At 70.3% G+C, this 25456-nt stretch carries 25 protein-coding genes; 6 read left to right on the top strand and 19 right to left on the bottom strand.

Translation table 11 applies throughout. The features are described 5' to 3' along the window. Positions 1-295: 295 nt before the first annotated feature. From ACWDR4_RS19265 to ACWDR4_RS19180, 18 genes are all read right to left on the bottom strand, one after another. Positions 296-1507, bottom strand: coding sequence for a cytochrome P450 family protein (locus ACWDR4_RS19265; protein WP_450409924.1), 1212 nt, complete (start codon positions 1505-1507; stop codon positions 296-298). Between the two features lie 38 nt (positions 1508-1545). Then, positions 1546-2487, bottom strand: a complete 942-nt coding sequence (locus ACWDR4_RS19260) for a carboxymuconolactone decarboxylase family protein (protein WP_450409922.1) — start codon at positions 2485-2487, stop codon at positions 1546-1548. 52 nt (positions 2488-2539) lie between these two features. Continuing rightward, positions 2540-3379, bottom strand: coding sequence for a class I SAM-dependent methyltransferase (locus ACWDR4_RS19255; RefSeq protein WP_450409921.1), 840 nt, complete (start codon positions 3377-3379; stop codon positions 2540-2542). After that, positions 3373-4248 carry an alpha/beta fold hydrolase gene (locus ACWDR4_RS19250; RefSeq protein WP_450409919.1) on the bottom strand — a complete coding sequence of 292 codons (876 nt, stop codon included), beginning with the start codon at positions 4246-4248 and terminating at the stop codon, positions 3373-3375. Before ACWDR4_RS19250 ends, ACWDR4_RS19255 begins: the two co-directional genes overlap by 7 nt. Then, positions 4245-4910: a substrate-binding domain-containing protein gene (locus ACWDR4_RS19245; RefSeq protein ID WP_450409917.1), complete on the bottom strand. Its 666-nt coding sequence runs from the start codon at positions 4908-4910 to the stop codon at positions 4245-4247. Before ACWDR4_RS19245 ends, ACWDR4_RS19250 begins: the two co-directional genes overlap by 4 nt. Before the next feature lies 1 nt (position 4911). Then, positions 4912-5700 carry a DUF6182 family protein gene (locus ACWDR4_RS19240; RefSeq protein ID WP_450409915.1) on the bottom strand — a complete coding sequence of 263 codons (789 nt, stop codon included), beginning with the start codon at positions 5698-5700 and terminating at the stop codon, positions 4912-4914. Continuing rightward, positions 5697-6836 carry a hypothetical protein gene (locus tag ACWDR4_RS19235; protein WP_450409913.1) on the bottom strand — a complete coding sequence of 380 codons (1140 nt, stop codon included), beginning with the start codon at positions 6834-6836 and terminating at the stop codon, positions 5697-5699. The genes ACWDR4_RS19240 and ACWDR4_RS19235 overlap by 4 nt, the downstream gene beginning before the upstream one ends. Then, positions 6833-8299: an NAD(P)/FAD-dependent oxidoreductase gene (locus tag ACWDR4_RS19230; protein WP_450409911.1), complete on the bottom strand. Its 1467-nt coding sequence runs from the start codon at positions 8297-8299 to the stop codon at positions 6833-6835. Before ACWDR4_RS19230 ends, ACWDR4_RS19235 begins: the two co-directional genes overlap by 4 nt. Positions 8300-8301: 2 nt before the next feature. After that, positions 8302-9156 (bottom strand): class I SAM-dependent methyltransferase, encoded by an 855-nt coding sequence (locus tag ACWDR4_RS19225; protein ID WP_450409909.1) that lies wholly within the window; start codon positions 9154-9156, stop codon positions 8302-8304. 88 nt (positions 9157-9244) lie between these two features. Then, positions 9245-10939, bottom strand: coding sequence for a GH3 family domain-containing protein (locus ACWDR4_RS19220; RefSeq protein WP_450409907.1), 1695 nt, complete (start codon positions 10937-10939; stop codon positions 9245-9247). Continuing rightward, entirely contained in the window at positions 10936-11544 is a 609-nt protein-coding gene (locus ACWDR4_RS19215) for a hypothetical protein (protein WP_450409905.1), read from the bottom strand. The genes ACWDR4_RS19220 and ACWDR4_RS19215 overlap by 4 nt, the downstream gene beginning before the upstream one ends. 17 nt (positions 11545-11561) lie before the next feature. After that, positions 11562-12242 (bottom strand): HAD family hydrolase, encoded by a 681-nt coding sequence (locus ACWDR4_RS19210; protein WP_450409903.1) that lies wholly within the window; start codon positions 12240-12242, stop codon positions 11562-11564. 79 nt (positions 12243-12321) lie between these two features. Beyond that, positions 12322-13176, bottom strand: a complete 855-nt coding sequence (locus ACWDR4_RS19205) for an AfsA-related hotdog domain-containing protein (protein ID WP_450409902.1) — start codon at positions 13174-13176, stop codon at positions 12322-12324. 63 nt (positions 13177-13239) lie between these two features. Beyond that, positions 13240-13458 carry a tautomerase family protein gene (locus ACWDR4_RS19200; RefSeq protein WP_450409901.1) on the bottom strand — a complete coding sequence of 73 codons (219 nt, stop codon included), beginning with the start codon at positions 13456-13458 and terminating at the stop codon, positions 13240-13242. 61 nt (positions 13459-13519) lie between these two features. Continuing rightward, positions 13520-14425: a hypothetical protein gene (locus ACWDR4_RS19195; protein ID WP_450409899.1), complete on the bottom strand. Its 906-nt coding sequence runs from the start codon at positions 14423-14425 to the stop codon at positions 13520-13522. After that, positions 14418-15038, bottom strand: a complete 621-nt coding sequence (locus tag ACWDR4_RS19190) for a hypothetical protein (protein WP_450409898.1) — start codon at positions 15036-15038, stop codon at positions 14418-14420. Before ACWDR4_RS19190 ends, ACWDR4_RS19195 begins: the two co-directional genes overlap by 8 nt. Before the next feature lie 168 nt (positions 15039-15206). Continuing rightward, on the bottom strand, positions 15207-15569 hold the full coding sequence (locus ACWDR4_RS19185; protein WP_450409896.1) for a phosphopantetheine-binding protein: 363 nt from the start codon (positions 15567-15569) through the stop codon (positions 15207-15209). Positions 15570-15734: 165 nt separating this feature from the next. After that, positions 15735-16595: a helix-turn-helix transcriptional regulator gene (locus ACWDR4_RS19180; protein WP_450409895.1), complete on the bottom strand. Its 861-nt coding sequence runs from the start codon at positions 16593-16595 to the stop codon at positions 15735-15737. Between the two features lie 280 nt (positions 16596-16875). On the opposite strand from ACWDR4_RS19180, the gene ACWDR4_RS19175 reads away from it, so the two are divergent. The 4 genes from ACWDR4_RS19175 (at position 16876) to ACWDR4_RS19160 (ending at position 20803) form a co-directional block, all read left to right on the top strand. Beyond that, positions 16876-17670 carry a thioesterase II family protein gene (locus ACWDR4_RS19175; protein ID WP_450409893.1) on the top strand — a complete coding sequence of 265 codons (795 nt, stop codon included), beginning with the start codon at positions 16876-16878 and terminating at the stop codon, positions 17668-17670. Between the two features lie 113 nt (positions 17671-17783). After that, positions 17784-18605 carry a helix-turn-helix transcriptional regulator gene (locus ACWDR4_RS19170; protein ID WP_450409891.1) on the top strand — a complete coding sequence of 274 codons (822 nt, stop codon included), beginning with the start codon at positions 17784-17786 and terminating at the stop codon, positions 18603-18605. Between the two features lie 400 nt (positions 18606-19005). Then, positions 19006-20016, top strand: a complete 1011-nt coding sequence (locus ACWDR4_RS19165) for a beta-ketoacyl-ACP synthase III (protein WP_450409889.1) — start codon at positions 19006-19008, stop codon at positions 20014-20016. A gap of 109 nt (positions 20017-20125) precedes the next feature. Beyond that, a complete protein-coding gene (locus ACWDR4_RS19160; RefSeq protein WP_450409887.1) occupies positions 20126-20803 on the top strand; it encodes an NADPH-dependent F420 reductase in 678 nt (225 codons plus the stop codon). Positions 20804-20909: 106 nt separating this feature from the next. Here the strand turns inward: ACWDR4_RS19160 and ACWDR4_RS19155 are convergent, their stop codons facing one another. Next, positions 20910-22157, bottom strand: coding sequence for an acyltransferase family protein (locus tag ACWDR4_RS19155; protein WP_450409885.1), 1248 nt, complete (start codon positions 22155-22157; stop codon positions 20910-20912). A 444-nt stretch (positions 22158-22601) separates the two neighbouring features. Between ACWDR4_RS19155 and ACWDR4_RS19150 the strand changes: the two genes are divergently transcribed. Both ACWDR4_RS19150 and ACWDR4_RS19145 read left to right on the top strand, forming a co-directional pair. Then, positions 22602-23840, top strand: coding sequence for an MFS transporter (locus tag ACWDR4_RS19150; protein WP_450409883.1), 1239 nt, complete (start codon positions 22602-22604; stop codon positions 23838-23840). Between the two features lie 224 nt (positions 23841-24064). Then, the gene (locus ACWDR4_RS19145) at positions 24065-25417 is read left to right on the top strand and encodes a cytochrome P450 (RefSeq protein WP_450409881.1); all 1353 of its coding nucleotides are present in this window, start codon (positions 24065-24067) and stop codon (positions 25415-25417) included. The last annotated feature ends 39 nt before the right edge of the window (positions 25418-25456 follow it).

Genomic DNA, 25456 nt, shown 5'->3' with positions numbered 1-25456 from the left:
CACCGATTTCAAGGTCGCAGATCTCTCCCCGGCCGAGCACGAGCCCGTACGAGCCGGACCACTACCGCTGAGGAGGTCGCGTGTACGAAGCACCGAACAACGCTGAGGACAAGCACCGCGAGGTTCCCCTCGCTCGTCGAAGCGTCGCTCATTCCGAGAACGAGATCCTTGTGCCTCCACTCCGTCCGGCGGTTGAGCCGGAGGATGATTCGGAGGAGACACATATCGTCCGTGGCACCGATTGAGCTCGCCCCGAACCCCTCCGAACACAGCGGACCGAACGTGAACTCCTCGGTCAGACTTCGGGCAGCCAGTGGACCGGGAGGTGGCGGGGGCCTCGGATGAGGAGGCCGGTGCGCCAGGTGAGGGTTGTGGGGGTGGCGGCCAGGGACAGGGTGGGGCAGCGGTCCAGGAGGGCCGTGATGGCTGTGCGGGCCTGGAGGCGGGCCAGTGGGGCGCCCAGGCAGTAGTGGATGCCGTGGCCGAAGGCGAGATGGCCGCCCGCCGGGCGGTGGATGTCGAAGCGGTCCGGGTCGGGGAAGCGCGCGGGGTCGCGGTCGGCGTCGGCGAGGGCGATCAGGACCAGTTCGCCGCCTCCGGGTATCGGCGTGCCGGCGATCTCGAGGGGCTCGGTGGTGAAGCGGTAGGTGGTGGTCTCGACGGGGCCGTCGTAGCGGAGCATCTCCTCGACGGCGTTGTCGATGAGCGTGGGGTCGGCGCGCAGCGCGGCGAGTTGGTCGGGGTGCTGGAGCAGCGCGAGAACGCCGTTGGAGATGAGGTTGACGGTGGTTTCGAAGCCGGTGACGAGCAGGAGCCAGGCCATGCCGATCAGTTCGTCGGGGGAGAGCCGGTCGCCGTCCTCGTCCGTGGTTCGGATGAGGGCGCTGATCAGGTCGTCGCCGGGCTGCTTCCGCTTCTCGTCCACCATGCCGACGAGGTAGTGCGTCATCGCGGCCGTGGCGGCCGTCCTGGTGTCCCGGTCGGGGCTGCTCAGTGCCTGTTCGGCCCAGTCGCGGAAGGCGGCGCGGTCGAGGGAGGGCACGCCGAGGAGTTCGCAGATGTTGCCCATGGCCAAGGGGAAGGACAGTGCCTCGACGAGGTCGGCCCGTCCGTCGGGGCGGGCGAGCATGACGTCGAGGAGTTCGCCGGTCAGTGCTCGCACGCGCGGGGCGAGTCCCTCGATCCGGCGTGGTGTGAACTCCTTCACGACGAGCTTGCGCAGCCGGGTGTGGTCCGGCGGGTTCGAGCTCAGCAGATTGTCGCCCGCGGAGAGCCGGGCCAGGGGCAGCGCCGGGGAGGCGTGCGTCCAGGACTTGGACAGCGTGGGGTCGGTGAGTGCGGACCGGCATGCCTCGTGGCCGACCACGAGCCAGGCCTCCGCGCCCTCGGGCACCCGGACACGGTGGACCGGGCCCCGGGCGCGGAGTCCGGCGTAGACCGGATGGGGATTCCTGAGGAATTCTTCGCCGAGCGCCCCGAAGTCTTCCGCGATTTCCGTTCTCATCATGGCCGCTCTCGTCATGTCAAATCTCGTCATGTCCGACTTCAGCGTGCCGATGTGTTCCGTTCCTTGAATACCTCCCTGGCCACCGTGATGGCATTCAGCGTCCGCGGGAATCCGGCATAAGGAACGACCTGGATCAGTGTTTCCACGACCTGCGCCGGGCTCCAGCCGACATTCAGCATGGCGCCGATGTGCACGCGCAGCTGGGGGGCGGTGTCGCCGAAGGCCGTCAGTGCGGCGACGGTGACGATCTGCCGCTTCTTCGCTGTCAGCCACGGGCGGTAGTAGACGTCGCCGAAGGTGAACTCGACGACGAAGCGGCCGAGGTCCGGGGCGATGTCCTTGAGCGACTCGATGACCTCCAGGCCGTGCTCGCCGTCGATCTCGACCAGCTTCTCGGCGCCGCGCTGATACCTGTCGCGAGAGTCGTTCATGACCGGCGGCTCGAAGGTGACACCGCGGTCCTTGAAGACCGTCCTGGCGACGGTGACCGCGTTGATCGCCCGGGGGAATCCCATGAACGGGACGATGTGGATCAGGGCCTCGATGATCTCCGTGGGACGCACGCCGACGTGGAGTGCCGCGTCGATGTGGAAGTTCAACTGTGGCGCGGCGCCCCCCTGGGCGGCCAGCGCGGCGACCGTCGCCAACTCCCGCTCGCGCAGGTCGAGTCCCTTCCGGGTGAAGATGTCGCCGTAGGCGAACTCGACGACGAAGCGGCCCAGGTCCGGAGCGATGTCCTTGAGCGACTCGATCACGGACGCCCCGCGGTCGCCCGACGCCTCACGCAGGGCTTCCCACCCTCGCGTGTAGCGGGTGTTCTCGGGCGCGGTGGGCGCGGTGGACGCGGTGGACGCGGTGGACGACGACGCGGTCGCGGATGTCGCGTTCAGCAGGCTGTCGGCCGCTCCGATGCCGATGAGGGCGCTCCCGGCGAGCGTGGCGCGACGGGTGATCTCGGATTTCTTCTGTGATTCATTCATGTCGGCCCAATCTATAGAATTCGAGTGCACACGAAGCAATTCCTCGTTCCGATCAGGCCGTGCCGATCGCGATGACATTGCCCTCGCTGATGTATCCGTCCGGGTCACGTAATGGGCCGGCCGGGTCGTCCGGGTCCAGGAACCGGCTCCAGTCCCCCGGAATCCCCGCGCTCGTCGCCTGCTGGGCGAAGCGGGCGCACGCATTCCCGTAGAAACGGAGGGCGGCCGGGGTCAGGGGGGCGTGGAACTCCATGAGGATCGTGCGCTGCCGTACCGACGTCAGACCCGCCGCGCGCAACCAGCGGTAGAGATCACGGGCTCTCAGCAGTTGGCGGGCGTAGCCGGGGAACTCGGCGGACTCGCGGAAGAAGTCGGTGATCAGGAAGGGGTCCGCCGGGCGTACGGTGCTCAGGGAGCCGTCCACGTCCTTGACGGCGACGAGGCCTCCGGGTCTGGTGACCCGGCGCAGTTCCGCCAACGCGCGGGTCAGTTCCCCGTCGTCGAGGTACTGCGTCGTGTTCGCGCACCAGACGGCGTCGAACGTGCCGTCCGGGTAGGGCAGTTCGAGGACGCTGCCCTGGCGTATGTCCAGCCGCGGGCGGGCGGGGTGGTCCCGCATCCGGTCGGCGGCCAGCTCCGCGTTCTCCTCGGCCAGGTCGAGGGCTGAGATCAGGCCCCCGGCGCCGACGAGTTCCGCGATCCGGGGCAGGAACGAGCCACTGCCGCAGCCCGCGTCCAGTACGTGCCAGCCGGGCCGGATACCGACACTGTCCAGGGCGTCCTGGTAGTACGCGGCGCAGGCGTGGAAGTGCGCGTCCACGATCTCGTCGTGGGTGAACGCCAGTCCGGTGGACGCCGCGTACCCCCATCCGTCGTTCCCTGTGGTCAGCATGGCCTCGCCTCCGATGCCTCCACAGAGGCGAGCAGGTCCGTGAGGATGTCCAAGGTCGCCTCCGGTGCCTCCAGGGGCGCGAGGTGGCCGACGCCGGGAAGGATGACGAACCGGCCCCGCGGCAGGGCCTCGGCCGTCCGGCGTGCCTCGTCGAGGGAGACGAGTTCGTCCTCGTCACCGATGACGACCACGGCGGGGATGTCGGCCGCGCGCAGGATGTCCATGGAGTCCCTGCGGGTCGCGATGGCCCGTTGCGCCCAGGCGACGGCCTCGGGCCGGGCGGCTTCCGCCACGCCCGTCACGTGTGCCAGGACGTCGGGCTGCCGGACGCGCGTGGTGGCCCCCAGCAGGGACGGCGTCGTCCCTGCGACGATCCGGCCGCGCTGCGCGTCGTCGAGGATCAGGTCGGCGAACCGCCGGCGCTGTTCGGCCCCCTCGGGGGCGTCGGCCGTGCCCCGGGCGGCCAGCAGGGCCAGGGCGCGGACACGGTGCGGATGGCGGCGCAGGAAGGACATCGCCACGTAGCCGCCCATCGAGCAGCCGACGAGGGCGACGGCGTCGATGCCCTGCCGGTCGAGTTCCCGGGCCAGGTCGTCGGCCACGAGATCGAGGGAGGGGGGTTGGTCCGTCGGCCCAGCCGCGCCGAAACCGCGCTGGTCGGGGGTGATGACGTGGTGGGCACGGGCGGGCAGCTTCCGTGCCACCGCGTCCCACATGGACGAGTCGAGGGGCAGGGCATGGAGCAGGACGACAGGGAGGCCGCCGGTGGCCTCGCCCGCTCCCGGACCACCGTGCTCGGTTCCACGGGTGGTTCCGTATGCCGCGCCGTGCTCCGTTCCGTGCGCCGCGCCGCGCCGTGTGGCGCTCACCGCCGCGCCGCCCGTTCCGCATCCGCGACGAACTGCCGTATGTGCTCGGGCAGTTCGGTGTTCCGTAGCCAGCCCAGAGCCACCGGGGAGGGCGGCAGATCGTGCACCGGGACGACCCTGATGCCGGGCGGGGCAACCGCGTCCAGGGACTGGAAGGACACGTGGATCGCGGAGGTGGTCCTGAGCAGGTTCGCCATCGCGGTGAGGGTTGTCATGGGGTGGACGCGGCGGATCGTACGGCCTTGCGGGGTCCGGGGCGGTACGACCAGGTCCCATACGCCGGGCGGGAAGTCACCGGGGCGAAGGAAGCCCTCGTAGTCGGCGACCTCCTCGATCGACACCGTGGCGCGGTCGGCCAGGGGGTGGTGGGCGCCGACGAGCACGGCACGCCCGTCGAAGCCGACGGGGGCGCTCACGGCGATGTCCGGCTCCTCCTCCGGGTCGTACTTGACGATCATGATGTCCAAGTGGCCGGCACGCAGCGGGTCGAACGGCTTGGTGACCTCGTAGGGGACGTACTCCACCGACGTCTGTGGGTGCCCGGCGGCGGTCACGATGCGGGACGCGAGCCGGGGGGAGCCGTGGATGCCCAGGCGAATGGGGCGCGGCGGGGTGCCTGTGACCCCCGTGCCCTTACTCGTACTGGTGTGCGGGGATGGCAACTCAGACCTCCATGGTCAGTCCGGCGTGTGCCTGGAGTTCGTCCGGGCGGTGGACATCGGTGTCGACGCGGAGCATGGCGAACCGTGCGCCCAGGCCGGTCAGGCGTGGGACGAACCGCAGTGTCAGCCGGTCTCCGGGGCCGATCAGCCCGTCGAGGACAGCCTCGGCGACCAGGTGGTTGACGTGTACGAGGGCGTCGGTGACGGTCACTTTGGCGGTGGCGATGTACAGATCGCGGTGGACCGGGGGACGGGCCCGTGGACGACCGGGCACGGTAACGGTGGCCGACGGCTGGGCGGTCAGCTCGTGCGACGACTCGAAGGCCTTGAGCAGCCGGCGCAGCGTGGCCGTCGCCGCGCCGGACGCCGGCCCGGCCCAGGCCACCGAGCCGTCGTCGGCGATGTGGTCGAAGGTGAACCGTTCCCGGAGGTTGTGCGGGCTGCCCGCCAGGTAGACGGTGCGGGTGAAGGAGCGTCGCCAGGCGCTTCTCGCCGAGGGTTCCAGGGCGTGCGCGAAGGCGCATGTCTCGCGGACCCAGCCGGGCAGGTCGAGCCGGCCGATGACGACGACGGCCAGCACCTCGTCGCCCCCGGCCGTGCTCGCGCCGTGGAGGCCGGCCCGGACGGCACTCAGGGCGTAGGGGCTGGACAGGTCGAGACGGTCGGCCAGCTCCGGGCGGGCGGTCCGTACGCGGTCCACGGCCGACTTGAGCAGCGCCGCCGAGGACAGGGGGAAGGGCGGGGGCGGTGCGAGGGCCGCGGTCGCCAGGGGGTCGAGGGAACTGGTCACAGGAACACCGCCGACAGGAGTCCGGGATCGGGGGCGGGCCGGCCCTTGCCCAGGAGCGAGCAGGTCAGCCGGTAGGGGTCGACATAGGTGTGGTCGCGGCGATGCCGGCCCAGGGTGCCGGACAGATCGCCGGCGCCGGTCGCGACGGCGGCCCTGGAACGGTCCAGGAGGCGGGCGGCCACGGTCAGACACTGGCGCAACAGGTCGTGGCGGAACGACTGGCTCTGACCGGGGCCGAGCGTCGCGATGAAGTAGAGGCGCATGCCGAGCCGGAGGGCGCCGGAGTCGTCCCCCTCGTACACGTCGGCCGCGGCCCGCAGCAGCGCTCCGGCCGTGTGGCCGCGCCAGCCGCCGTGCCGGGCCGAGGTGATCTTGCCGTCGATGGGCACCCGGCCGATCGGCACCCGCCGCACGGTCGGCCCCAGCCTGGTCAGCACACGGTTCAGCAGCTGGTAGTCCGCGTCGAGTTCGCGGTCGTACAGCAGGACGACCTCGTCGTACCAGGGGACGAGCGGCAGCAGTTCACGCAGGGCGCAGGCGAGGTAGTTGGGGCGGCCGTCCGTCGTGATGATCCGGCGCAGCGGCATTCCGTACCGGGTGAGGTCCAGGTAGACGGGGCCTCCGCCGTGCCGTTGGTCGAGGACCAGGTCCACGGCGGCGAGCCGCTCGATCATCTCCTCCAGGCCGAGACCGGGCGGCTGGTGCTCCTGGAGGCCGGGGTCGTGCATCCCCAGCCGCTTGTAGTGCCCGGCCCACAGCCGCAGCAACCGCTCGCTCGCGGGGTGGACCCAGTCGCTGTGCTCGACGGCGTCCCGGTAGGGCCGCAGGGCGTCGGCACTCTGGTGCTGCTCGCCGGACCGGTAGCGGACGTAGAGGTCGCCGATGTCCTCCTCGGAGAGCTGTGTGTAGTCGGTCTCGCCGTGGGTGCGGTCGAGGTACTCCCAGAAGCCGACCGTCTGCTCGGTGACGTGGTAGGTGGTGTGGCTGTAGCGGTAGGTCACCTCGGCGAGCGGCGCGGTGGCCCGGAACATCACGTCGGTCCACAGCAGGCCCTTGAGGTGGCTGGGGGTCAGCGGTTTGGTGGGGGTGACCGTGACCGGTGCCAGCAGGACGTTCTTGCGAGGCGGCACCGTCATCCTCCTTCCTGGGCGGCAATGGCGTGCCGCAGTTCTGCGCGGGTGGGGGGCACGGGTCCGGACGGCGCGGGTGGCTCGGGGGCGTCGGCGGCAGCCCGTACGCGGGACAGGAACTCCTCGTCGGCGAAGACCTCCGCAGGTGTGCTGAGGCTCGTCCGGATACGGGTGATCCCACGCCATACGGTGGGGTCGGTGGCCGCCGCTGCCGCCATCGCCGCCGCCGGCACAGGCCCTGGCGGCGTGGGCCGGCCGGCGTCGGGGTCCACGGGTACGCCGGCCGCGCTCCGCCACCTTTCGACACGCTGCCAGGAGTCGTGCACCGCCCGGTCGTACCAGGGGCGCAGCACCCGTTCGGTGAGGGCCGCGGCGGCCCGGCCCAGCCGGTCGTCCGCCGCCGGGTGCTCCTCGATCAGGTCCGCGAGCCGAAAGGCGTGGGCGAGGGCCAGGGACATGCCGCGGCCGAACATCGGATCGGTGACGCAGGCGGCGTCCCCGACCTGGAGGAGTCCGGCGACCGGGCGCCGCGGGTCGGTGGCGGTACCGCGGAGGATGTTCGGTGGCATGCCGATGACCCGTACCGGGCCGAGCGGCTGCGCGGCGTCCTCGTCGACCCAGTCCGCCAGGAACGGGGAGAGACGGCAGGCGGTGGTGAAGGCGCCGGGGGTGCGCAGGGCCGTGGTCGTGCGGTCGCCGGGCAGGGTGCCGAGCGTGATGGCGAAGACGTCGTTGTCCGCCGGGTGCAGTACGGCGGAATAGTGGCCCCAGATGCCGCCGGCCGCGTCGCCCCGGTTGAGTGGCCCCGGCGGCGGGCCGTCGGGGTCCCGCAGCCGGTAGAAGCGGCCGAAGGCGCGCAGCTGGGAGGGGCCGGTCAGGTCGGCCGGCACCGGGACGCCCGCCGCGGCGAGCCAGGACCGGGACGCGGACCTGCGGCCGGACGCGTCCACGACCAGGTCGGCGGGGATCCGCTCACCGTCGTCCGTCACGACTCCTGTGACTCGGTGTCCGGACGGTCTCGGTGGTCCGGACGGGTCGAGCAGCAGTCCGGCGACCGTGGTGCGGTGGTCGACGGTCACGCCCGGCAGGGCCGTGACCGCCCGGTGCAGCACGAGGTCCAGTACGGGGCGACGGACGACCAGCGTGACCAGGTCGTCGTCGCCCCGCTCCCGGGTGCCGCCCGGTGCCGCGGTGGTGAGGTCGAGGAGCCGGGCCCCTTCCTCCAGCGCCGTGTCGAGGACGGCCGGTGCGTAGCGGCGCAGCATCCGTACGCCGAGTGCGTTCAGGATGTGGTCGTGGGCGGCCTGCGGAACCATCGGCCGCTGCCACAGTTCCGCGCTCTTGACGACCGGCCCGTCCGGCGGCGGTTCGCTCCGGTCGAGGACCCGTACCCGGTGGCCGCGCCCGCCGAGCGCCAGGGCCATGGTGAGGCCGGCGATGCCGCCCCCGGCGATCACGGTGGTCGTCATGGTCAGCGACGCCTGCCGTGCACGAAGAACACCCGTCGTACGTCCTCGACCTCGCGCGGCGGTACCGGGTCGGGCCACCGCCCGAAGTCGGCGTCCGGCTCCCCCGGCTGGACGGCGCGGACGTCGAACCCGTACGCCTCGAACAGGTCCTCCGGCTCGTCGGTGCCGAACACCCAGGGGCACCCCCAGCCCGCGAAGACGTCGAGGAGGCCGCGCATGTGCGGAAGGGTCAGTGCGGCCCGGTTGACGATGTCGGCGGCGATCCGGCTGCCGGGTGCGGAGAGGGCGGCGACCCGCTTCAGCATGCGGTGCGCGTCGGTCTCGGGGATGTAGTACAGCAGCCCCTCCAGCAGCCAGGTGGAGGGGACGGCGGGGTCGTAGCCGGCCGCGACGAGGTGGTCCTCCCAGTCGTCGGCGGTGAGGTCGACGGCGACCGTGCGGTGGTCCACCCGTGGCTGGACGCCGCGCAGCCGCTGGGCCTTGAAGTCGAGCACCGCGGGCCGGTCGACCTCGAAGTAGCGGATGTGCCCGGGCCAGGGAAGGCGGTAGGCGCGTGAGTCCATGCCCGCCGGGGCCAGCACGATCTGGGTCGTCTCCGGCTCCCGGGCCGCCTGTTGCAGCAGGTCGTCGAAGAAACGCGTACGGATGGCGTTGTAGTCCGGGGTGCTGGGCAGGGTCCGCGGCCGGTCGGCGGGGAAGGTCGCGGCCTGGATCTCGGCCAGCAGTCCCGGACCGGCGTCTCCGACCAGTCCGGCGGCGTACGGGTCCTCGTACAGCCGGTCCTCGCGGCGGGTCTCGGCGGCCCGCAGGGCGGCGGTGAGCAGGGCCGTCCGTTCGACGGGGTTGAGCACGGGCACGGTGGGCTCCTCGTCGTGGGGGGAGTGGCGGGGTGGGGGGTGGGGGGAGTGTTCGGGTGGTTGTACGGCTGACAGGCCGATGGGCCGGTCAGCCGCTCGCCCTATCGGTCAGGCGATGCCATAGGGCGTCGTCCTGCCGGAAGAGGCGGTCCTTGACCTGGGTCGGGCGGATGCCCGTGGCGACCGCGTCGTGCCAGTCGCGGGCGAACGCCTCGGTGTCCAGCAGCCGCACCACGGGGGCCGCCAGCCGCCCGGTCCCCCGGAACCGCGCGTACCCGTCGGACTCCGCGGACAGGGAGCGGTCCAGAGCGGCGGTGAAACGGGCGGTCTCGGACTCGTGCCAGGGGGTGCGGGGAGCGATCGCGAAGACGTAGCGCGGGGTGCCGTTCGCCGCCGGTTCGACCCGGCACGCCACGTTCCGCAGCTGGAGTCCGCCTGATGTCAGGGCCGTGCGCAGGGCCCGGACGACCTGGGCGTCACGCAGCCGCTCGCCCACCGCGTCGGATCGGCCGCCGCGGCCGGCGTACTCCACCCGGGGGACTCCGCCGACCCGGTCCACGACCCGGACCACGTCGCCCACCGCGTAGCGGTACAGGCCGCCGACATGGCTGAAGATCACGTGGTAGTCCTGGCCCGCTTCCAGTTCGTGCGGCAGCAGGGTGGCGCTGTCGGGGGCGAGATCCTGGTCGGCGGGCACGAACTCGTACACCGAGGCCGACACGACGAGGCTGCCCGCCGAGGCGTGCCGGTCCAGCGCCACACCGACCGGCCCTTCCGAGGCGGCCACCGGCGCGGGCAGCGCGGTGACGCCGGTGCCGAACTCCTCCCGCAGCGCGGGCAGATACAGCGACGCCACTCCGGTCGTCCAGCAGAACAGCGCACGGATGCGGGGCCACACATGGGCGGGTCGTACCGTCCCGAAGTAGTCCATCAGCCGTTCGAGTTCGGCGGCGCGGTCCGGGTCCGGCGTGCCGTGCGGCAGCCCGCCGAGGGTGCCGTCGCGCACCTCCTTCACGATCCGCGGCCACCACAGGTTCAGCTGGTAGGGGACGGCGGCGATCATCGCCGGGTTGATGCCGATCAGACAGCGCACATCGCTCTGCACTGCCAGTCTGAGCCGCAGATACGCCCGCTCCAGGTGGTCGCCGGGCTCGGTCGGCACCGGAAGCGTCGCCCACGGCGCGCCCGTGCCGGGTTCGGCCGAGAGCGGTTCGCCGAACCTGGCGCCGAAGTCCACCTGGCTGGCGCCCACATGGGGCCGGCCGTCGGCGGTGGTCGGCGGGGCGGTCAGCGGATCGTGCTTGAGGTTGAGTACGGCGTCGGGCCGGTCCAGCACATCCGGGAAGTGCTCGATCAGCGGGGCCCACGCCGCGAAGTAGAACGGCATGAAGGTCGTGCTCATGAAGCGCGGGGTGACCGGAACCTTCTTGTGGGCTCCGGTGCTGCCGCTGCTGGTGAAGTAGACCTCGGGGCGGTCCGCCGACAGCAGGTTCCGTTCCCCGGCGGCTGTCCGCTCGATCAGGGGGGCGTGGGCGGCGTAGTCCTGTACGGGGACGGCCGCGCGGAAGTCGTCCATCGTACGGATGCGGCCGAAGCCGTGCTGCCCGCCGAACTCGGTGGCGGCGTTGAAGTCCAGCAGGTCGGCGAGGACACGCTGTTGCGCGCCGCGCGGGTCGGCGTGCTCACCGGCCAGCCGCTCGCGTGCGGCGAACACCCGCTCGCGGTAGCGGCCGGTGTGGCCCGGGGTGTGCCAGACGGAGGGGGCGGCGGAAGGGGCGTTCACGCGACCAGCACCTCTCGTACGGCTTCGGCGGCGCGGTCGGCGTCGGGGTGTTGCGGCAGCATCGTCACCGGTAGGTCCCGGGTCTCTTCCAGGAGTGTCTTGCGCAGGTTCCTCTGGTAACGCTCGAATCCCGCCCAGTCGCCGTCCTCGCCGTCGTGCTCCAGGACGTTGAGCTGTGTCCCGTCGCCCCGGCGGCGCCACGCCGTCTCGGGCGGGACGTCGAGGAAGACCACCCGGCTCGGCTGCGGGAAGGAGCGCCACCAGGAGTACAGGCGGCTGTCCTGGACGCCGGCCATCCGGCATTTCGCCAGGATCTTGTAGTAGTAGGAGTCCACGAGCAGCGGCACCCGTGGGTCGCTGTCCTGTACCTGGTCGCGGAGGTGGATGACGGCCGTCTGCAGCACGCCGGCCAGGAAGTCCACCGAGTAGGCGGTGCCGAGGCCCGGCAGCAGGTGGTCGTGCAGGTCCCGCCGCAGCCGGGAGATCAACGCGTGCTCGGGGGCGACGAAGGCGCTGTCCGTCGACAGCAGCCGCCACTCGGGCAGCGTCCGGCCGAGGCGCTCCATGACGGACGACTTGCCGGCCCCGTCGGGCCCCAGTAACACGTGAAACCGACGCTCGCTCATCGCGTACGCACGCTCTCGGGGAGCCGTGCCAGGCGCTCGCGCAACTCGCTGTCGTCTCCCACGGCCACGGGGTGCCCCACGAGTTCCAGCATCGGCAGGTCGGACACGTGGTCGCCGTACGCGTAGCAGTCGAGCGGGTCGACATCGGGCCGGGCCGCCAACTGCCGCAGCACCGCCGTGCGTTTGCCCTCGCCGATGACCGGGGTGTCGACCTCGCCGGTGTAGCGGCCGTCCGCGATCAGCGGGCGGGTGCAGAGGATCGCCTCGGCCTCCACCTCGCGCGCCAGTGGTTCCACGAGGGGCGGGAACGAACCGGAGACCAGGACCAGGGTCGCGCCGGCGGCCCGGTGCTCGCGCAGGGCGCGGCGGGTGGAGTCGATGTAGAAGCCCCGGGTGGACGTGGTGCGCTCGGCGAACCAGTCGTTCGCCAGAGCCGTGATCGTCTCCACGGATTCGTCCGTGTAATGGCTGTAGTAGAAGCGGTTGATGTCCGCGCGGGGCACGCCGTCGGCGGCACGTCGGCGGACCACGGACATGATCCGCTCGTACTCCTCCTCGCCGGCCGCGCCGTGCCGGCGCACCAGCTGGTAGTGGAGGAAGTCGAACATGCTCTTGACCGTGATCAGCGTCTCGTCGACATCACTGAAAACCAGGTAGGACCGATCCACATCTGGCATGTGTTTGGCTCCTTGTCATGACGGTCGGCGGCCCGTCGCACGCACGGGCCGCCGCTTCAGGCGCGGCTGTCCGGCACGGTCATGGCGTGCGGATCTCCGCCGGACTCACCGGAGTAACCGAATGCGCCGGACTCGACTGGTTCGCCGCCTCCGTCGCCGCCGCCAGTGCCGCGGAGTCGTGCAGGGAACGCTCCGCCGCCCGTGTCTCCTTGGTGTGGGAGACCTGGTTGTCGAAGGCGGTGAACCGGACCTCCATGCCCGCGGTCTCCGATCCGCCCTGGCTGACGGAGAGTTCACAGTGGAACGCGGTGCGGGTGCGGTGCGGGGAGCGGTGGCTGAGGACGTTGCAGCGCACCACCGCGGGGAGCGGGAAGAGGAAATTGCGGTACCGGGTGGCGAAGGTGTCGATGACGAAGTAACTGGCGCCGACCGCCTCGGGCGGCAGGTAGTGCTGCTCGGCCACCGCGATGAACATCTGCCGCCCGGCCTCCATGGCCAGCATCCCCTGCATGTGCTGCCCGGTGAGGTGGTCGGACATCACCTCGTTGCCGGCGTCCACCAGCAGGTCCGCCTCGAACCAGTCGACGCCGACCGGACGCGGCCGGGAGATCAGCACGTTCTCCTGGCGGTGCTTGTGCGCGATCTCGCGCCCGGCGCGGGCGTGCAGCGCCTGGTCGTCGATGGCGACCCGGTCCGCGAGGCCGCGCCGGGCCAGGGTGTCGCGTACGAACTGGACGTCGAACAGGGAGACTCCCTGGCCCGGCGTCACCCGGACCTCGCCGGTGTCTCCCGGGAACGTCCCGTTCTTGATCTGGCGGGCCAACTGGGAGACGGTCACCACGCCTTGGTGGTAGGCGAACTCGGCGAACACGTCGCCCACGAGGAACAGCGTGTCCTGCTGGGCGTCGGTGACCTGGGATATCGCATGGGGCATGGGTTCTCGGCCTCTCGCGTGCTCCTGCTGGATGTTCGTGACCCGCGGGTCATTCGGCCGGGCTCACTCGGCCAGGCGGCGGCTCAGTTCCGGGAACTTCGGGTCGTCGCCCAGGGCTCCGCCCTCCGCCCAGCGGTTGCGCGGCACCTCCTGGATGTAGACGGTGATCTTGTCCAGGGGTGCTCCCGTGACCCGCCTGACGGTCCGGGTCAGCTCCTCCAGGAGTTCCTGGCACTGGGCGTCGTCCTGGCCGTCCCAGGTGGTGACGGAGATGATGGGCATGGGACCTCTCTTGTGCTCTGTCGTGCTTCTCTTGTGCGAACTGGCGTTCGGTGGCGGTCCGTCAGGACCGTGGAGCCTGCGTGGTCCGCAGGTTCTGGAAGGACGCGCCGCGCAGCTTCAGATGGGCGTGGATGTCGCCGCCGAGACCGAACTCCCCGATGGCGCCGCCGTAGCTGCGCTGGTAACTCATCCACAGCACGACCACGCTGATGATCCGGTTGGCGCCGGGCAGCTCCGGGTCCGGGAACGGGTTCGGCATCGTGGCGTGGTACCGGCCGGCGCCGTCCGCGTCCGTGACGAACACGTTCGGCACGCCGAGCGGGCCCGGTCGGGTCGGCCCCGCCGGATCCAGGTCGTGGGCGCGCAGCGACATGACGGTGTAGACGCTGTTCGGTACGAGGTGGGAGAACCCGAAGTCGAAGGTCCCGGAGTGGCCGTCGGGGGTGACACCGACGTCAAGGGTGCCGCTCGCCCGCATCCACTCGCCGAACGTCACCGGCTCGACGACCTTGGGTCCGTCCTCCGGGCGAAGGTCCGGGATGGGCACCTCGTGGAAGGCGTGGCTCTCCCGCTTGACCTGGTCGGCGTCGGGCAACTGCTCCGGCGCGAACACCATGGGGTAGTTGTTGCACGGCAGGGGCAGCGGCAGCGTGTACAGGACGACGTCCCGGTCCACTCCGGTGGGGTCGGTGTCCAGTTCGCGCAGCACCGTGTACGGGGCGAGGCGGCCGAACCCGGGGACCGGGCTGCCCGGGGAGACGACGGCCGCGCCCCACTCGGGCACGGCGCCTCCTCCACCGGCGGGCCGGTTGATCATGCCCACCACCAGGAAGTTGCCGTCGCCGTCCATGACCTCGCTCGGCGGGTACAGCGGCCCCTGGGTGGTGAGGCTGAGCTCGTGGGTCTCTTTGCGGTTCGGGGTCGCGAGCCAGGCCGGGCCGGTCACCGCGGTACCGGTCTCAGACATCGGCGCGCTTGTAGACGCGGGTGTACAGCCCGCTCTCGCCGCCCACGATGTAGCGGTCGCCCGCCTGCTGGACGATCTGCTGGTACTCCGGCGACGTGAAGACCTTCTGGTACTCCTCCGGCTCGCACTCGAAGCCGGACACGAACATCACGCCCGGCTCGGTGCTGAGCAGCGAGTGGTACGCCAGGAACGCCTTGACCTGGTCCGCTCGCCGCACGACGTCGAAGATGGTGCTCTCGCGCCACTCGCGGTAGGCCGTGTATTCCCGCGGCTTCACCTCGATGTGACGCAGCTGCACGTACGGGGTCTGCGGCAGCGCGTCGGCGACGTCCTTGGGCGCCTCGACGAACTCCAGGAGCTGGCGCCTGAAGTCGGAGACGAGATCGGCCGAAACACTCTCCCAGAGCTTCTGCCAGACGGAATTCAGGGCGCCAAGATCCGAGAGTTCCTTGATGGGCGTGATCTCCAGCACGTTGTCGTCGACCGTGCTGCGGTACAGCACACGGCCGGCCACCGGCTCCTTCTGATTCAGTTCGCTCCACTCGGCCAGGACCTGGTCCACCTTGCCGGGGGCCACGGCGACTTCGTTGAGAACAAGCAGGGTGGAAGACATCGGAATTCCTCTCACTGGAACATGGCTGAACGGGCTTGGAAGTGATGGAACGTGGTGGACGGCACGGTCGACCGGCGCGCCGGTCGCGGCGATGAGATTCGCGTGCCGTACCGCCCCCTGGGTCCGCGTGAAGAATGGCGAGAATTCGCGGCGCGGACGTGGTGTGCGTCAGGCTACGGTGACGCCCTTGGACGCGAGCACCGCGGCCGCCTCGGCGACGGTCTGCTCAGGCACGAGTTCGCCCATCTCGATGTCGACACCGAAAGATTTCTGCAGGCGCAGGGCCAGTTCTTCCAGCAGCAGTGAGTCGATTTCCATGGCCTCGAAAGTGGTGTCCGGTGTGACATCCGCTGTCGGCACGGTCAGTTCAGCCAGTACCACGACAATACGGCTGGCGATCGAATTACCCATTTCTTCCTCCGTGAATCGCGCAAAAAGAACCTGAAGCGCCGCACTGTGCGACGGACGGTTCTTCAACACCAGTTCTTCACGACTGGGGAATTCAGCGGCTTCAATTCGGCCGCGTCCCACACATTCATCTTGGGAGTACGGCACTGATGGAGGAAGTGTCTCCTGATCGTGGTGGTGCGAACACCACCTGTGCGGAGAACCTGATCCGTACCCCGGTGAGAACACGGGGCGAGCCGGACACGCCGACGTCCCGAGTCGGCGTCCGGCATCACGTCGGCCTACGGCTCAGGCTGCCTCGGCGTGACACCCGGCCAGACCGCGCGACTGCTCGGCCTGGTCCGTCCCTGGCTTGGCGATGTACAGGATCAGGTGTGACTCGGGACACGTGGGCGCACGCATCACCATCCGGTCGAAGACCATCACTCCGGCGTCCGGGTGAACGATCTTGCGCACGCTCTGACACGGGTCGTCGACCTCGTGGCAGTCCCACAGTGCGGCGAAGTACGGGCTGCGCTCGCACACCCATTCCGCGATCCGACCGAATTCCGGATCCTCCGGGAAACGGGCCGACTGCGCCCGGAACTCGGCGACCAGACCCCGTCCCACCGTGTCCGCGTCCGGATACTTCTCGCGCGTGGACGGATCGGTGAAGAATTTCACCACGCAGTTGTCGCCCTGCACGTTGATGCGGAACAGGGAACGAGCCGAGCGGCTGGCCAGCTCGATACGTCCGTACCTGTCGGTGATGTAGGCCGGATTGGACGACCACCCTTCGACGAGCGCGTGCATCCGTGCCTGCGTCGTGTCCCGGCGCTGCCCATCGGTGCGCTGTGGCGGATTGTGACCGGCCAGCCGATGGAAATAATCGCGCTCACACCCTTCCAGTCGCAGGGCGTCACTGACGGCGTTCACGATCGATTCGGACACGTTTATGTCCCGCCCCTGCTCAAGCCAGGTGTACCAGGACACCCCGACCCCGGCCAGGGCCGCCACCTCCTCGCGGCGGAGCCCGGGGGTACGCCTTCGCTCCATGTTCACCAGCCCGACTTCTTCTGGTGTTATTTGGGCCCTACGGGCCCGGAGAAAATGGCGCAGCTTCGCCCGCCGTAAAAGTCCGGATACTGGGGGGGATGCGGTCTTCTGCATGCATCGACCTCGTTCCTATTGCCAGCTTGCCGTCTACATTCTCGCCACGCTGCGAGCGTCAAGGCTTTACGGAAATAGACGGCGGCAGTCTATTCGACGCCGCGACAGGGACGCAAGAGCTAGATCTTTCAAGTAACTGGCCGAATTTGTCGGTGGCGTTTTTGGTGGTCAATACCAATGGCGAAATCAGGTACTCCTGCTGGTCAGGCTGACTGGTGGTGGCAACACCCGGTTCGGCACGCACTGCCTCCCGTCGGCCTTCGGCGTCAGACTGGCGGGCATGTCCCACGCAGCGGCGAACACCCCGGTAAGCACGGCGGCAAGTACGGCGCAGAGCGTCTCGGTGAAGGACGAAGCCGGGCGGCTCCGCCTGTTCTGCTTCCACCATGCGGGGGGCAGCGCCTGGTCCTTCGCGGGCTGGGCGCACCGGCTCGGTCGAAGTGTGGAGGTGGTGCCGGTGTCCATGCCCCCGAGGTCGGTGTCCGCGGCCGGCGTCCCGGGTGGTGTCAGCACGATGGACGCGTTGGTGAACGAGGTGACACGGCAGCTGGCTCCCGCCCTCGACGAGCCCTACGCCTTCTACGGTCACAGCATGGGATCGCTGGTCGCCTACGGTGTGGCACAGCGTCAACTCGCCGCGGGGCGGCGCCCGCCCGCGTGTTTCGTGGCCGGCGCCCATCGTGCGCCGCATCTCCCGCCGGCGCCGGACCTGGCCGTGGAACTGTCGGACGGCGCGACCCTCGAGCTGTTGCTGGGCCTGGGCGGAGCCGGCCGTCTGGTGACGGAGAACCCCGGGCGCGTGAGAGCCGTCGTGGACCGGCTCCGCGACGACCTCCAGGTGTGCGCCACCTACCGGTACCCCGCGGCGGGACACCGCCCGCTGCCCTGTCCGGTCCACATCCTGACCGGCGACCGCGATCCGCTGGTCCCCGCCGCGGACGCCGCCGCGTGGCGTACCCACAGCAGCGGGCACTTCTCGGTCCGCGCTCTCCCAGGGGGGCACTTCTTCAACCGGGAGCACAAGGACCTGTTCTTCGCCGAGTTGAGGCGTGTGCTCGGGTCCGCGGAGCACTGAACGACCGCCACCGTCCGTCGCGCGCGACGGACCGGGCGAAGGGGTCTCGAACCGTCAGGCGGACGATTCGCGCCGTTGACAGTGCGTGCAGGCGCGATCTACCTTGCGTGGCTATGGACGCTGTGCCTTCCCGTACCGGCAGCACGAAGAAGCGGCGCAGCCAGTTGACGCACTTCCTGCGCAGCCGCCGTGCCAGGCTCTCCCCCGCGGACGTCGGGCTGGCGGCCGTCGGCAGGCGCGGCCGGGTCGGGCTCCGCCGGGAGGAGGTCGCGGTCCTGGCCGGGGTGAGCGCGTCCTGGTACGCGTGGCTGGAGCAGGGCCGCCCCATCAGGGTCTCGGACGGGATACTGGACGCGATCAGTCGCGCCCTGCGCCTCAGCGAACTCGAACGGGTGCATCTGTACCGGCTCGCGGACGCCAATCCCCCGATGCCGGCTTCGAATACCGACCTCCCGGACCCCGAGGTGTACCAACGGATCGTCGACACCCAGTCGTTGGGGCCGTCGTGCGTCATCGACGGCTACTGGGAGGTGCTCGCGGCCAACCGACTGGCGGCCGATGTGCTGCGCCTGGGTCGCGACGGCAACCACAACTACCTGACCAGCCTGTTCACCGGATCCCACGGCCAGCGGTATCTGAACTGGCCCCAGGTGGCCCGACAGATGACCGCCCGGTTCCGCCTCCAGGCCGCGTACGACGCCGACGATCCGGGATACGAGCGGATAGCGGACCAACTGGCCCAGAACAGCGAGCAGTTCGCTGAGTTATGGGCCCGCCACGAGGTCGAGGAGTGGATGCCGACGACCGTCGAGCTGGACCATCCCGACGACGGCCGTCTCCCCTTCGTGCTGTTCACCATGGACTTGGACGAAGCCCCCTGCACCCGGCTTCTGGTGTACCTGCCACCGGGGATCGCCGGTCCTCCGTCGGCCTGACAGCAAGGCCGCGTCGGTAGTCGCGGTCGCGATCGAAGCCGCGTCGCGCTCACCTGCTCCTGGGCTCGGTCGCCGTGTCCCACGGCCGACAAGGTGGTGGCCGTGCCACCACCGTGCGCACCCACATCGTCAGCACGGTCTGGTGAGGTCTGGTCCACCGCCGGATAATCGTCGTGACGTCTTCAGGACGGCGCGGGAGTCCGTGCCGTTCGTATCGAGCAGCGTCCGGTGACCGTGCAGCGGACCCACCGATGACGCCCCGTCGTCCGTCGCCTTCCCGAGCGGAGGGCGGCCCATTCCACCGTGCCCGGTAGCGGTGTCCTGCGCCGGCGACTATGGAGGCCCCCGTGACGTATGTGTTGTGCCATGGACATCTACCGCCGGTGAGGGAGGCGGTGGGATGAGCCGAGCAGCGGTCGTCGCGGGGCTCGGGACGTTCGTCCCGCCCCGGGTCGTGACCAATGAGGAGCTCTCCCGGACCCTGGACACCTCGGACGAGTGGATCCGCACCAGGACGGGCATCACGCGGCGGCACTGGGCCGACCCCGGGACCGCCACCGGCGACCTGGCCGTGGAGGCGGGCAGTCGGGCGTTGAAGTCGGCCGGCTCCGGCGACGTCGACCTGGTGGTCCTCGCCACGACCACCCCGGACCACCCGTGCCCGGCGACAGCTCCCGACGTCGCCTCCCGGCTGGGCATGGAGGCCGTCGCGGCCTATGACATCGCCGCCGTGTGCAGCGGATTCGTCTACGCGTTGGCGTCCGCGGCGGGTGCCATCGCCGCCGGCATCGCCGAACGCGTGCTGGTCATCGGCGCGGAGACGTACTCCACGATCCTCAACCCGGCCGACCGCACGACCTCGGTCATCTTCGGCGACGGTGCCGGAGCCGTGGTGCTGCGGGCCGGTGATCCCACCGAACCGGGTGCGCTGCTGGGGCACGACCTCGGCAGCGACGGCTCGTTGAAGGACCTCATCATCGTTCCGGCCGGTGGTTCGCGGCAGCCGGTCACCGGGGCCGACGAGTCCGGATCACGCCCGGCCGAGTCGTACTTCAGCATGCAGGGCAAGCCGGTGTTCCGGCACGCCGTCACTCGTATGGCGGCCTCCTCCCAAGCCATGCTGGACCGCGCCGGATGGGCTCCGGACACGGTGGACTGGTTTGTGGGTCACCAGGCGAACGTACGGATCCTGCACGCCGTGGCCGATCAGCTCGGGATGGCGAGAGAGCGGACGGTCGTCAATCTCGACCGCGTGGGCAACACCTCGGCCGCCTCCATCCCGCTGGCGCTCGCCGACGCCGTCACCGCGGGGCAGATCACACCGGGCGACCGTGTGTTGATGAGCGCCTTCGGTGGTGGCGTGACCTGGGGTTCGACCGCTCTGGTCTGGCCCGACGTAGTGGCGCACTGAGACCGCGCTGTCGGCCGTCGGTCAGAGGTGACCGACGGCCGACATCCGTGTCCGGCTCCGGACCCGGCTCCGTAAGCGACATCTCATGGAAAACACCGAGGAGTTCAAGATGACCGATACGGCGACACCCCTGACCATTGCCGTCCTGGGCGCGGGAAACATAGGCAGCCCGCTCGGCCGTCACTGGCTGGCGGCCGGGCACCGGGTCACGTTCGGCTCCCGCACCCCGGACCGGCTCGCGTCCTTCATCGAGCCGCTGGGCGACCGGGCCCGGGCCACGACGTACGCCGAGGCGGTCGACGCGAGTGACGTCGTGCTGCTGTCGGTCCCGCACCCGGCCCTCGGCGACCTGCTGGACCGGCTGGCGGACCAGTTGGCCGGAAAGACCGTGATCGACGCCACCAGCCCGATCGGTGTGTCGGAGGACGGCCTCTTCGTCTCCCAGCTCGGTCCGGGTGTCACCCAGGGGACTTGGACCGCCGAGCGGCTGCCCAGCAGTTCCGTCGCACGGGCTTTCACTCATTTCCCGGACGAACTGCTGTGGTCGCGCGGCACCCAGCAGCCGCATTTCTGGGGCATGGGCACCGCGTCGGACGACCCGGCCGCCCAGCAGGTCACGGAGACCCTGGTGCACGACGCCGGCTTCGTCCCGGTCCATCTCGGCGGTCTCGGCGAATCGGCCGCCGTTGATCCGGGCGGCGCGCTCTTCGGCTACGTCTCCACCCCTGCGGGTCTGCGCGCGGCGGCCGGGCTCGCCGTCGCCGGCACGGTCGCCGTCGCCGGCTGAGCCACCTCGTGGGGATCCGCTGACGGAAGCGAAGGGGACCGCCTGCCCCGCCCGGCTCCGGCCGGGTGGGACAGGCGGTCCCCCGTTCACGCGTTCGCCAGCTCACTCACTCCTCGCCGACGCGCTGGGGGGCGAGAGACACGGGCGCGACCGGGGGAGGCTCGGCCACCGGCTTCTTCTTCGGGTTCGACCAGCGCTGGGTGATCGGCCTCTCGATCAGCCCGTACAGCGCCCACGAGACCAGGATCGCGACGGCCATGAACAGCGCCATCATCCCGGCCGCCTCCGGAGGCGAGTACGCCTTGCTGCCGAGCAGTTTCCACACGGCGACCATCACGGTGTAGTGCACGAGATAGAAGGCGAACGAGATGTCGCCGAGCCAGACCATCACACGGTTGCGGCAGAACGTGAACCTGCCCTCGTTGTCCGCGATGGCGCCCGCGGCGATGAGCAGGGCGGCGGGCACGACACATACCGCCCGCGTCGAGTAGATGAACGGTGTGAAGTAGCCGACCACGTAACTGGCCACGAGCAGCGCACCGGACCAGATCATGCCGATGTTGCGCCAGCGTCCCGCCATCACCGAGCGCGCCACAAGGATGCCGAGGGCGAAGTCCAGCACCCGGGGCAGCGGCACGATGTAGGCGAAGAAGTACTGGTTCACCGAGGTTTCGGGTTCCATGTCCATCATCGTCGTGCCGGCCGGGACCAGCAGTTCGGAGAGCAGCGGTGTCGCCACGATTCCGGCGGCCACGATCGCGACCCAGAGGTTCAGCCGGTGCGCCGGGATCTTCTTGATCCAGTGGAGCAGGACCGGGAAGGAGAGGTAGAAGACCGCCTCGACGGCGAGGGACCAACCAGCCGGGTTCACACCGAAGTTGATCGCGAAGTCCGGATACCAGACCTGGATCAGGAAGAGGTTGAGCAGCCCGATCGTCATGTCCGTGTAGGGGGCGGCGAACACCACCATGGCCAGCGCCCAGACCACGACGTAGTTCGGGACGATCTTGAGGAAGCGGCGCCGCCAGAAACGCGGCGCGGTGTCGGTGTCACGGGCCGACCAGGTCAGCACGAACCCGCTGAGCACGAAGAAGAAGGTGACGCCCAGGGCGCCGGCGTGAGCGACGGCGTTGTAGTAGGTGGTCACGGACGTGCTGCTGCTCAGCCAGGGGACGCCCAGGAACGCCAGGAGCGACGCGTGGTACAGGAACACCACGAACGCGGCGGGGAAGCGCAGTCCGGTGAGTGTGTTGAGGCGGGTGGCCCGGGTTCGCCCCGGTATCGCGGGGCCGGCGGACGGCGAGACACGTCCCGCTGTCTCGTGCCCCGTCGCACGCAATTTCTCCGTCGACAAAACTCTACTCCTTTGGGAAAGGGGGAATCTGCGATGTGTACGGTGATTCCCGACGCGACCGAGTCGCGGGCATTTGACGAGTACGGGAAAGACATCCGTCGGGCGAACTGAAAGCTACCCGAAGAGCGGCTGAATTACCGGGGTGAATTTATCCAGTTAGCGCCAGCACCACCGTGCGCGCCGCCTGCCTGGGCCTTCTCGGTGCACATTCCCGCAGCGTGCGGCGCTGGCCGCCCCGGCGGGTGGTGGTCACACCACCATGATCGGGAGACACTTCCGCCGCGCACCGTATGCGCGCGACAATTCACCTGCGGACATAAGCGCACTCTTTTCGTGCGTACTCCTCCGCGCCATTCGGGCTGATCACGATCGCCGGTGGTGGCGGTGTGGTGGCCCGGACAGTGCTTGCGGGCAGACCACCATTGAATTCAATCCGGAGCGAAGATGACCCAGAGCGCGACCGATCAGAACAACAGGCGGTCCGGAGACGACGACGCCTCGACCGGACCTGACGGCACGTCCGTCGACGCGCCCCAGCACTCTGCGCTGCGCGGCTGGCTGGCCGTGGTGGGGCTGGCTCTCGGCGTCTTCTCCTTCGTCACCACGGAGACCCTGCCCATCGGACTGCTCCCGGCCATCGCCGACGGCACATCGGTGTCGGTGGGCACCGCGGGCTTCCTGGTCAGCGGGTTCGCGGGGGTGGCGGCGCTGACCGCCGCACCGCTCACCGTGCTCGCCGGGCGCGTGGACCGCAAGTGGCTGCTCGTCGGCCTGATGGTGGTCTACATCATCGGCAATCTCCTGGCCGCCGCCGCGTCCGGCTACGCGCTGCTGCTGACCGCCCGCATCATCGTGGCCCTGGCCCACGGGGTGTTCTGGTCCATCGCCGTGTCGATCGCCGTACGGCTGGTCCCGGAACGGCACACCGTCCGCGCGACCTCCCTCGTCCTCGGCGGCATCTCCCTCGCCTCCATCACGGGCACTCCGCTCGGCACCGCCGTCGGCCAGTCCGCCGGCTGGCAGGTGGCCTTCCTCTGCGTCGGGATCCTCGGGTTCCTCGTCCTGGCGGCGACGCTGCTGTTCATGCCCGCGCTGCCGGCCCGGGGCAGCGGCAGCCTGAGCGCGCTGCCGCATGTGCTGCGGCACCGTGCGTTGCGGGTCGCGATCGGCGTCACCGCGCTGATCATGAGCGGTCACTTCCTCGCCTTCACCTATGTGACGCCCTATCTGGAGGAGGTCACCGGAGTCAGGTCGTCCCTCATCGGCGTGTTGTTGCTGGTCTTCGGCGTGGCCGGGCTGGTGGGCAACTTCGCGGCGGGTGCCCTGGTCGGCCGGAACCTGCGGGCGACTCTGATCGGCAGCACCGGGCTGCTGTCCGTGGTCATGGTGGTGATGTACGCGGGCGGCGCCGGACTTCCGCTGGCCGTCACCATGCTGGTCTGCTGGGGCCTGCTCTACGCGGCGTTGCCGGTCGCCCTGCAGACCTGGGTGCTGCGGCTCGTCCCGGAGGAGAGCGAGGCCGCCTCCTCGTTGTACGTGGCCGCCTTCAACGGCGCCATCGGGGCGGGTTCCTTCATCGGCGCCCTGATCGTCGACGCCTCCGGCCCCCGCCCGACGATGCTCGCGACCGCCGCCTTCGCGTTCGCCGCCATGCTGCTGGCGGCGGTCCGCGGCAAGCGCTAGGCGCTCCGCTGGAGGTGCGGCGACACGCCGTCGATCGTCTGCGGCACCAACGTGGCTGGTCGCACAGTTCCCCGCGCCCCTTCATGGCGCGGCCGAACCGCAGCCGACTTCGCCAGACCCGCTCAGGCCGTGTCCGACCTAGCACCGGATTCCGGACGCCCTCTTCTCTTCTCCTCCTCTCCGCCGCTCGTCCCTCGGAGACCCCTTCATCCAGGAGCCCGCCGATGCCCGTCTCCTCGCCCGTCTCCTCCCGCACCCACTGCCCGCCCGCCCCCGGCCGGGTCCCCTTCCTGGGCCACGGCCCCGCCCTGCTGCGCAGGCCACTGTCGTTCCTCGAGGCCACCCGGACCTCCGACCCGCTGGTCCGCGTCGGATTCGGGCCCATCGGGCTGTTGCTGGCGAACGACCCGGCCCTGGTGCACCGACTGCAGGTGGACACCGACACGTTCGAGCGGGGCCGCTTCTTCGAGGCGCTGGCCGGCAACTTCGGCAACCCGCTCATCACGGCCAGAGGCCACACGCACCGGCAGCAACGGCGTACCCTCAAGCCGTCCTTCAGCCGCCGCAGCGTCCGTGACCACGTCGAGGTGATCGGTGCCGAGGCCGAGACGCGCCTGGGCGGGTGGCAGCCGGGCCGGGTCGTGGCGGCCGACCAGGAGATCTCCGACCTGGTCGCCGCGGTCGCGCTGCGCTGTCTGTGCAGTACCGAACTGGACCGCGCCACCGTGCGGGACATGCGCGAGACGATGTACGCGATCTCCCGGCGGCTGCTCCCGCAGACTCTCCTGCCCAGCGTCTTCGGCACCGTGCCCACCGCGGGCAACCGACGCTTCGCCGCTGCCGTGAACCGCTTCCACCGGACCGTCGACCGGCTTGTGCAGGAGCGCCGCGCCGACCCCGAACGGCATCACGACCTCCTGGGCGCGCTGCTCGCGGCCCGGCATCCCGAGACCGGCGCCCCGCTCACCGACGCCCAGATCCGCAGCGAGTTCCTGATCCTGCTCTTCGCCGCACTCGAGACCACCAGCACATCGCTGAGCTGGGCGGTCTTCGAGGCCACCGTCAGGCCCCAGGTGCAGCGACGCCTACAGGACGAGGCCGACGCCGTGTTCGAGGGCGGCCCCGTGACGTACGCCCGGCTCGCCGACCTGACCTTCACCCGGAAAGTCATCGACGAGACTTTGCGGCTGCACGCCCCGATGCTCTTCACCCGCCGAACCAGACGCGAGGTCACCCTCGCCGGGGTCACCGTCCCCGAAGGCGCCGAGATCGGCTACAGCCCCCGCGCCGTGCACCGGGCCGCCGACCTCTACGACGCCCCGCGCGCGTTCGACCCGGACCGGGCCGGGCCCGACGACGGTACCGACCGCCCGCGAGGCGCCTATTTCCCCTTCGGCACCGGGCCCCACCGGTGCGTCGGCGAGCACCTTGCCCTGACCACCATGACAGTGGCTCTCGCCACCCTCGCCGCCCGCTGGGACCTGCGGATCGCTCCCGGGACCGGACGGATCCGGGAGGTGAACAGTTCGTTGCCCCACCTCAGCGGCCTGCCGCTGCTCCCCACCCCGCGCTGCTGACACGACGTCGCCTTCACCGGCGGCGCCGGACCGCGCCTG

It is taken from the genome of Streptomyces sp. NPDC000878 (assembly GCF_053599695.1).
This window is presented reverse-complemented; position numbering and strand designations above follow the sequence as displayed.

Bases quoted from the DNA above. Each gene is read 5' to 3' on its own strand.
- ACWDR4_RS19265 (WP_450409924.1), bottom strand. From the start codon at position 1,507: ATGATGAGAACGGAAATCGCGGAAGACTTCGGGGCGCTCGGCGAAGAA.
- ACWDR4_RS19260 (WP_450409922.1), bottom strand. From the start codon at position 2,487: ATGAATGAATCACAGAAGAAATCCGAGATCACCCGTCGCGCCACGCTC.
- ACWDR4_RS19255 (WP_450409921.1), bottom strand. From the start codon at position 3,379: ATGCTGACCACAGGGAACGACGGATGGGGGTACGCGGCGTCCACCGGA.
- ACWDR4_RS19235 (WP_450409913.1), bottom strand. From the start codon at position 6,836: ATGACGGTGCCGCCTCGCAAGAACGTCCTGCTGGCACCGGTCACGGTC.
- ACWDR4_RS19230 (WP_450409911.1), bottom strand. From the start codon at position 8,299: ATGACGACCACCGTGATCGCCGGGGGCGGCATCGCCGGCCTCACCATG.
- ACWDR4_RS19210 (WP_450409903.1), bottom strand. From the start codon at position 12,242: ATGCCAGATGTGGATCGGTCCTACCTGGTTTTCAGTGATGTCGACGAG.
- ACWDR4_RS19205 (WP_450409902.1), bottom strand. From the start codon at position 13,176: ATGCCCCATGCGATATCCCAGGTCACCGACGCCCAGCAGGACACGCTG.
- ACWDR4_RS19200 (WP_450409901.1), bottom strand. From the start codon at position 13,458: ATGCCCATCATCTCCGTCACCACCTGGGACGGCCAGGACGACGCCCAG.
- ACWDR4_RS19195 (WP_450409899.1), bottom strand. From the start codon at position 14,425: ATGTCTGAGACCGGTACCGCGGTGACCGGCCCGGCCTGGCTCGCGACC.
- ACWDR4_RS19190 (WP_450409898.1), bottom strand. From the start codon at position 15,038: ATGTCTTCCACCCTGCTTGTTCTCAACGAAGTCGCCGTGGCCCCCGGC.
- ACWDR4_RS19180 (WP_450409895.1), bottom strand. From the start codon at position 16,595: ATGCAGAAGACCGCATCCCCCCCAGTATCCGGACTTTTACGGCGGGCG.
- ACWDR4_RS19175 (WP_450409893.1), top strand. From the start codon at position 16,876: ATGTCCCACGCAGCGGCGAACACCCCGGTAAGCACGGCGGCAAGTACG.
- ACWDR4_RS19170 (WP_450409891.1), top strand. From the start codon at position 17,784: ATGGACGCTGTGCCTTCCCGTACCGGCAGCACGAAGAAGCGGCGCAGC.
- ACWDR4_RS19165 (WP_450409889.1), top strand. From the start codon at position 19,006: ATGAGCCGAGCAGCGGTCGTCGCGGGGCTCGGGACGTTCGTCCCGCCC.
- ACWDR4_RS19160 (WP_450409887.1), top strand. From the start codon at position 20,126: ATGACCGATACGGCGACACCCCTGACCATTGCCGTCCTGGGCGCGGGA.
- ACWDR4_RS19150 (WP_450409883.1), top strand. From the start codon at position 22,602: ATGACCCAGAGCGCGACCGATCAGAACAACAGGCGGTCCGGAGACGAC.
- ACWDR4_RS19145 (WP_450409881.1), top strand. From the start codon at position 24,065: ATGCCCGTCTCCTCGCCCGTCTCCTCCCGCACCCACTGCCCGCCCGCC.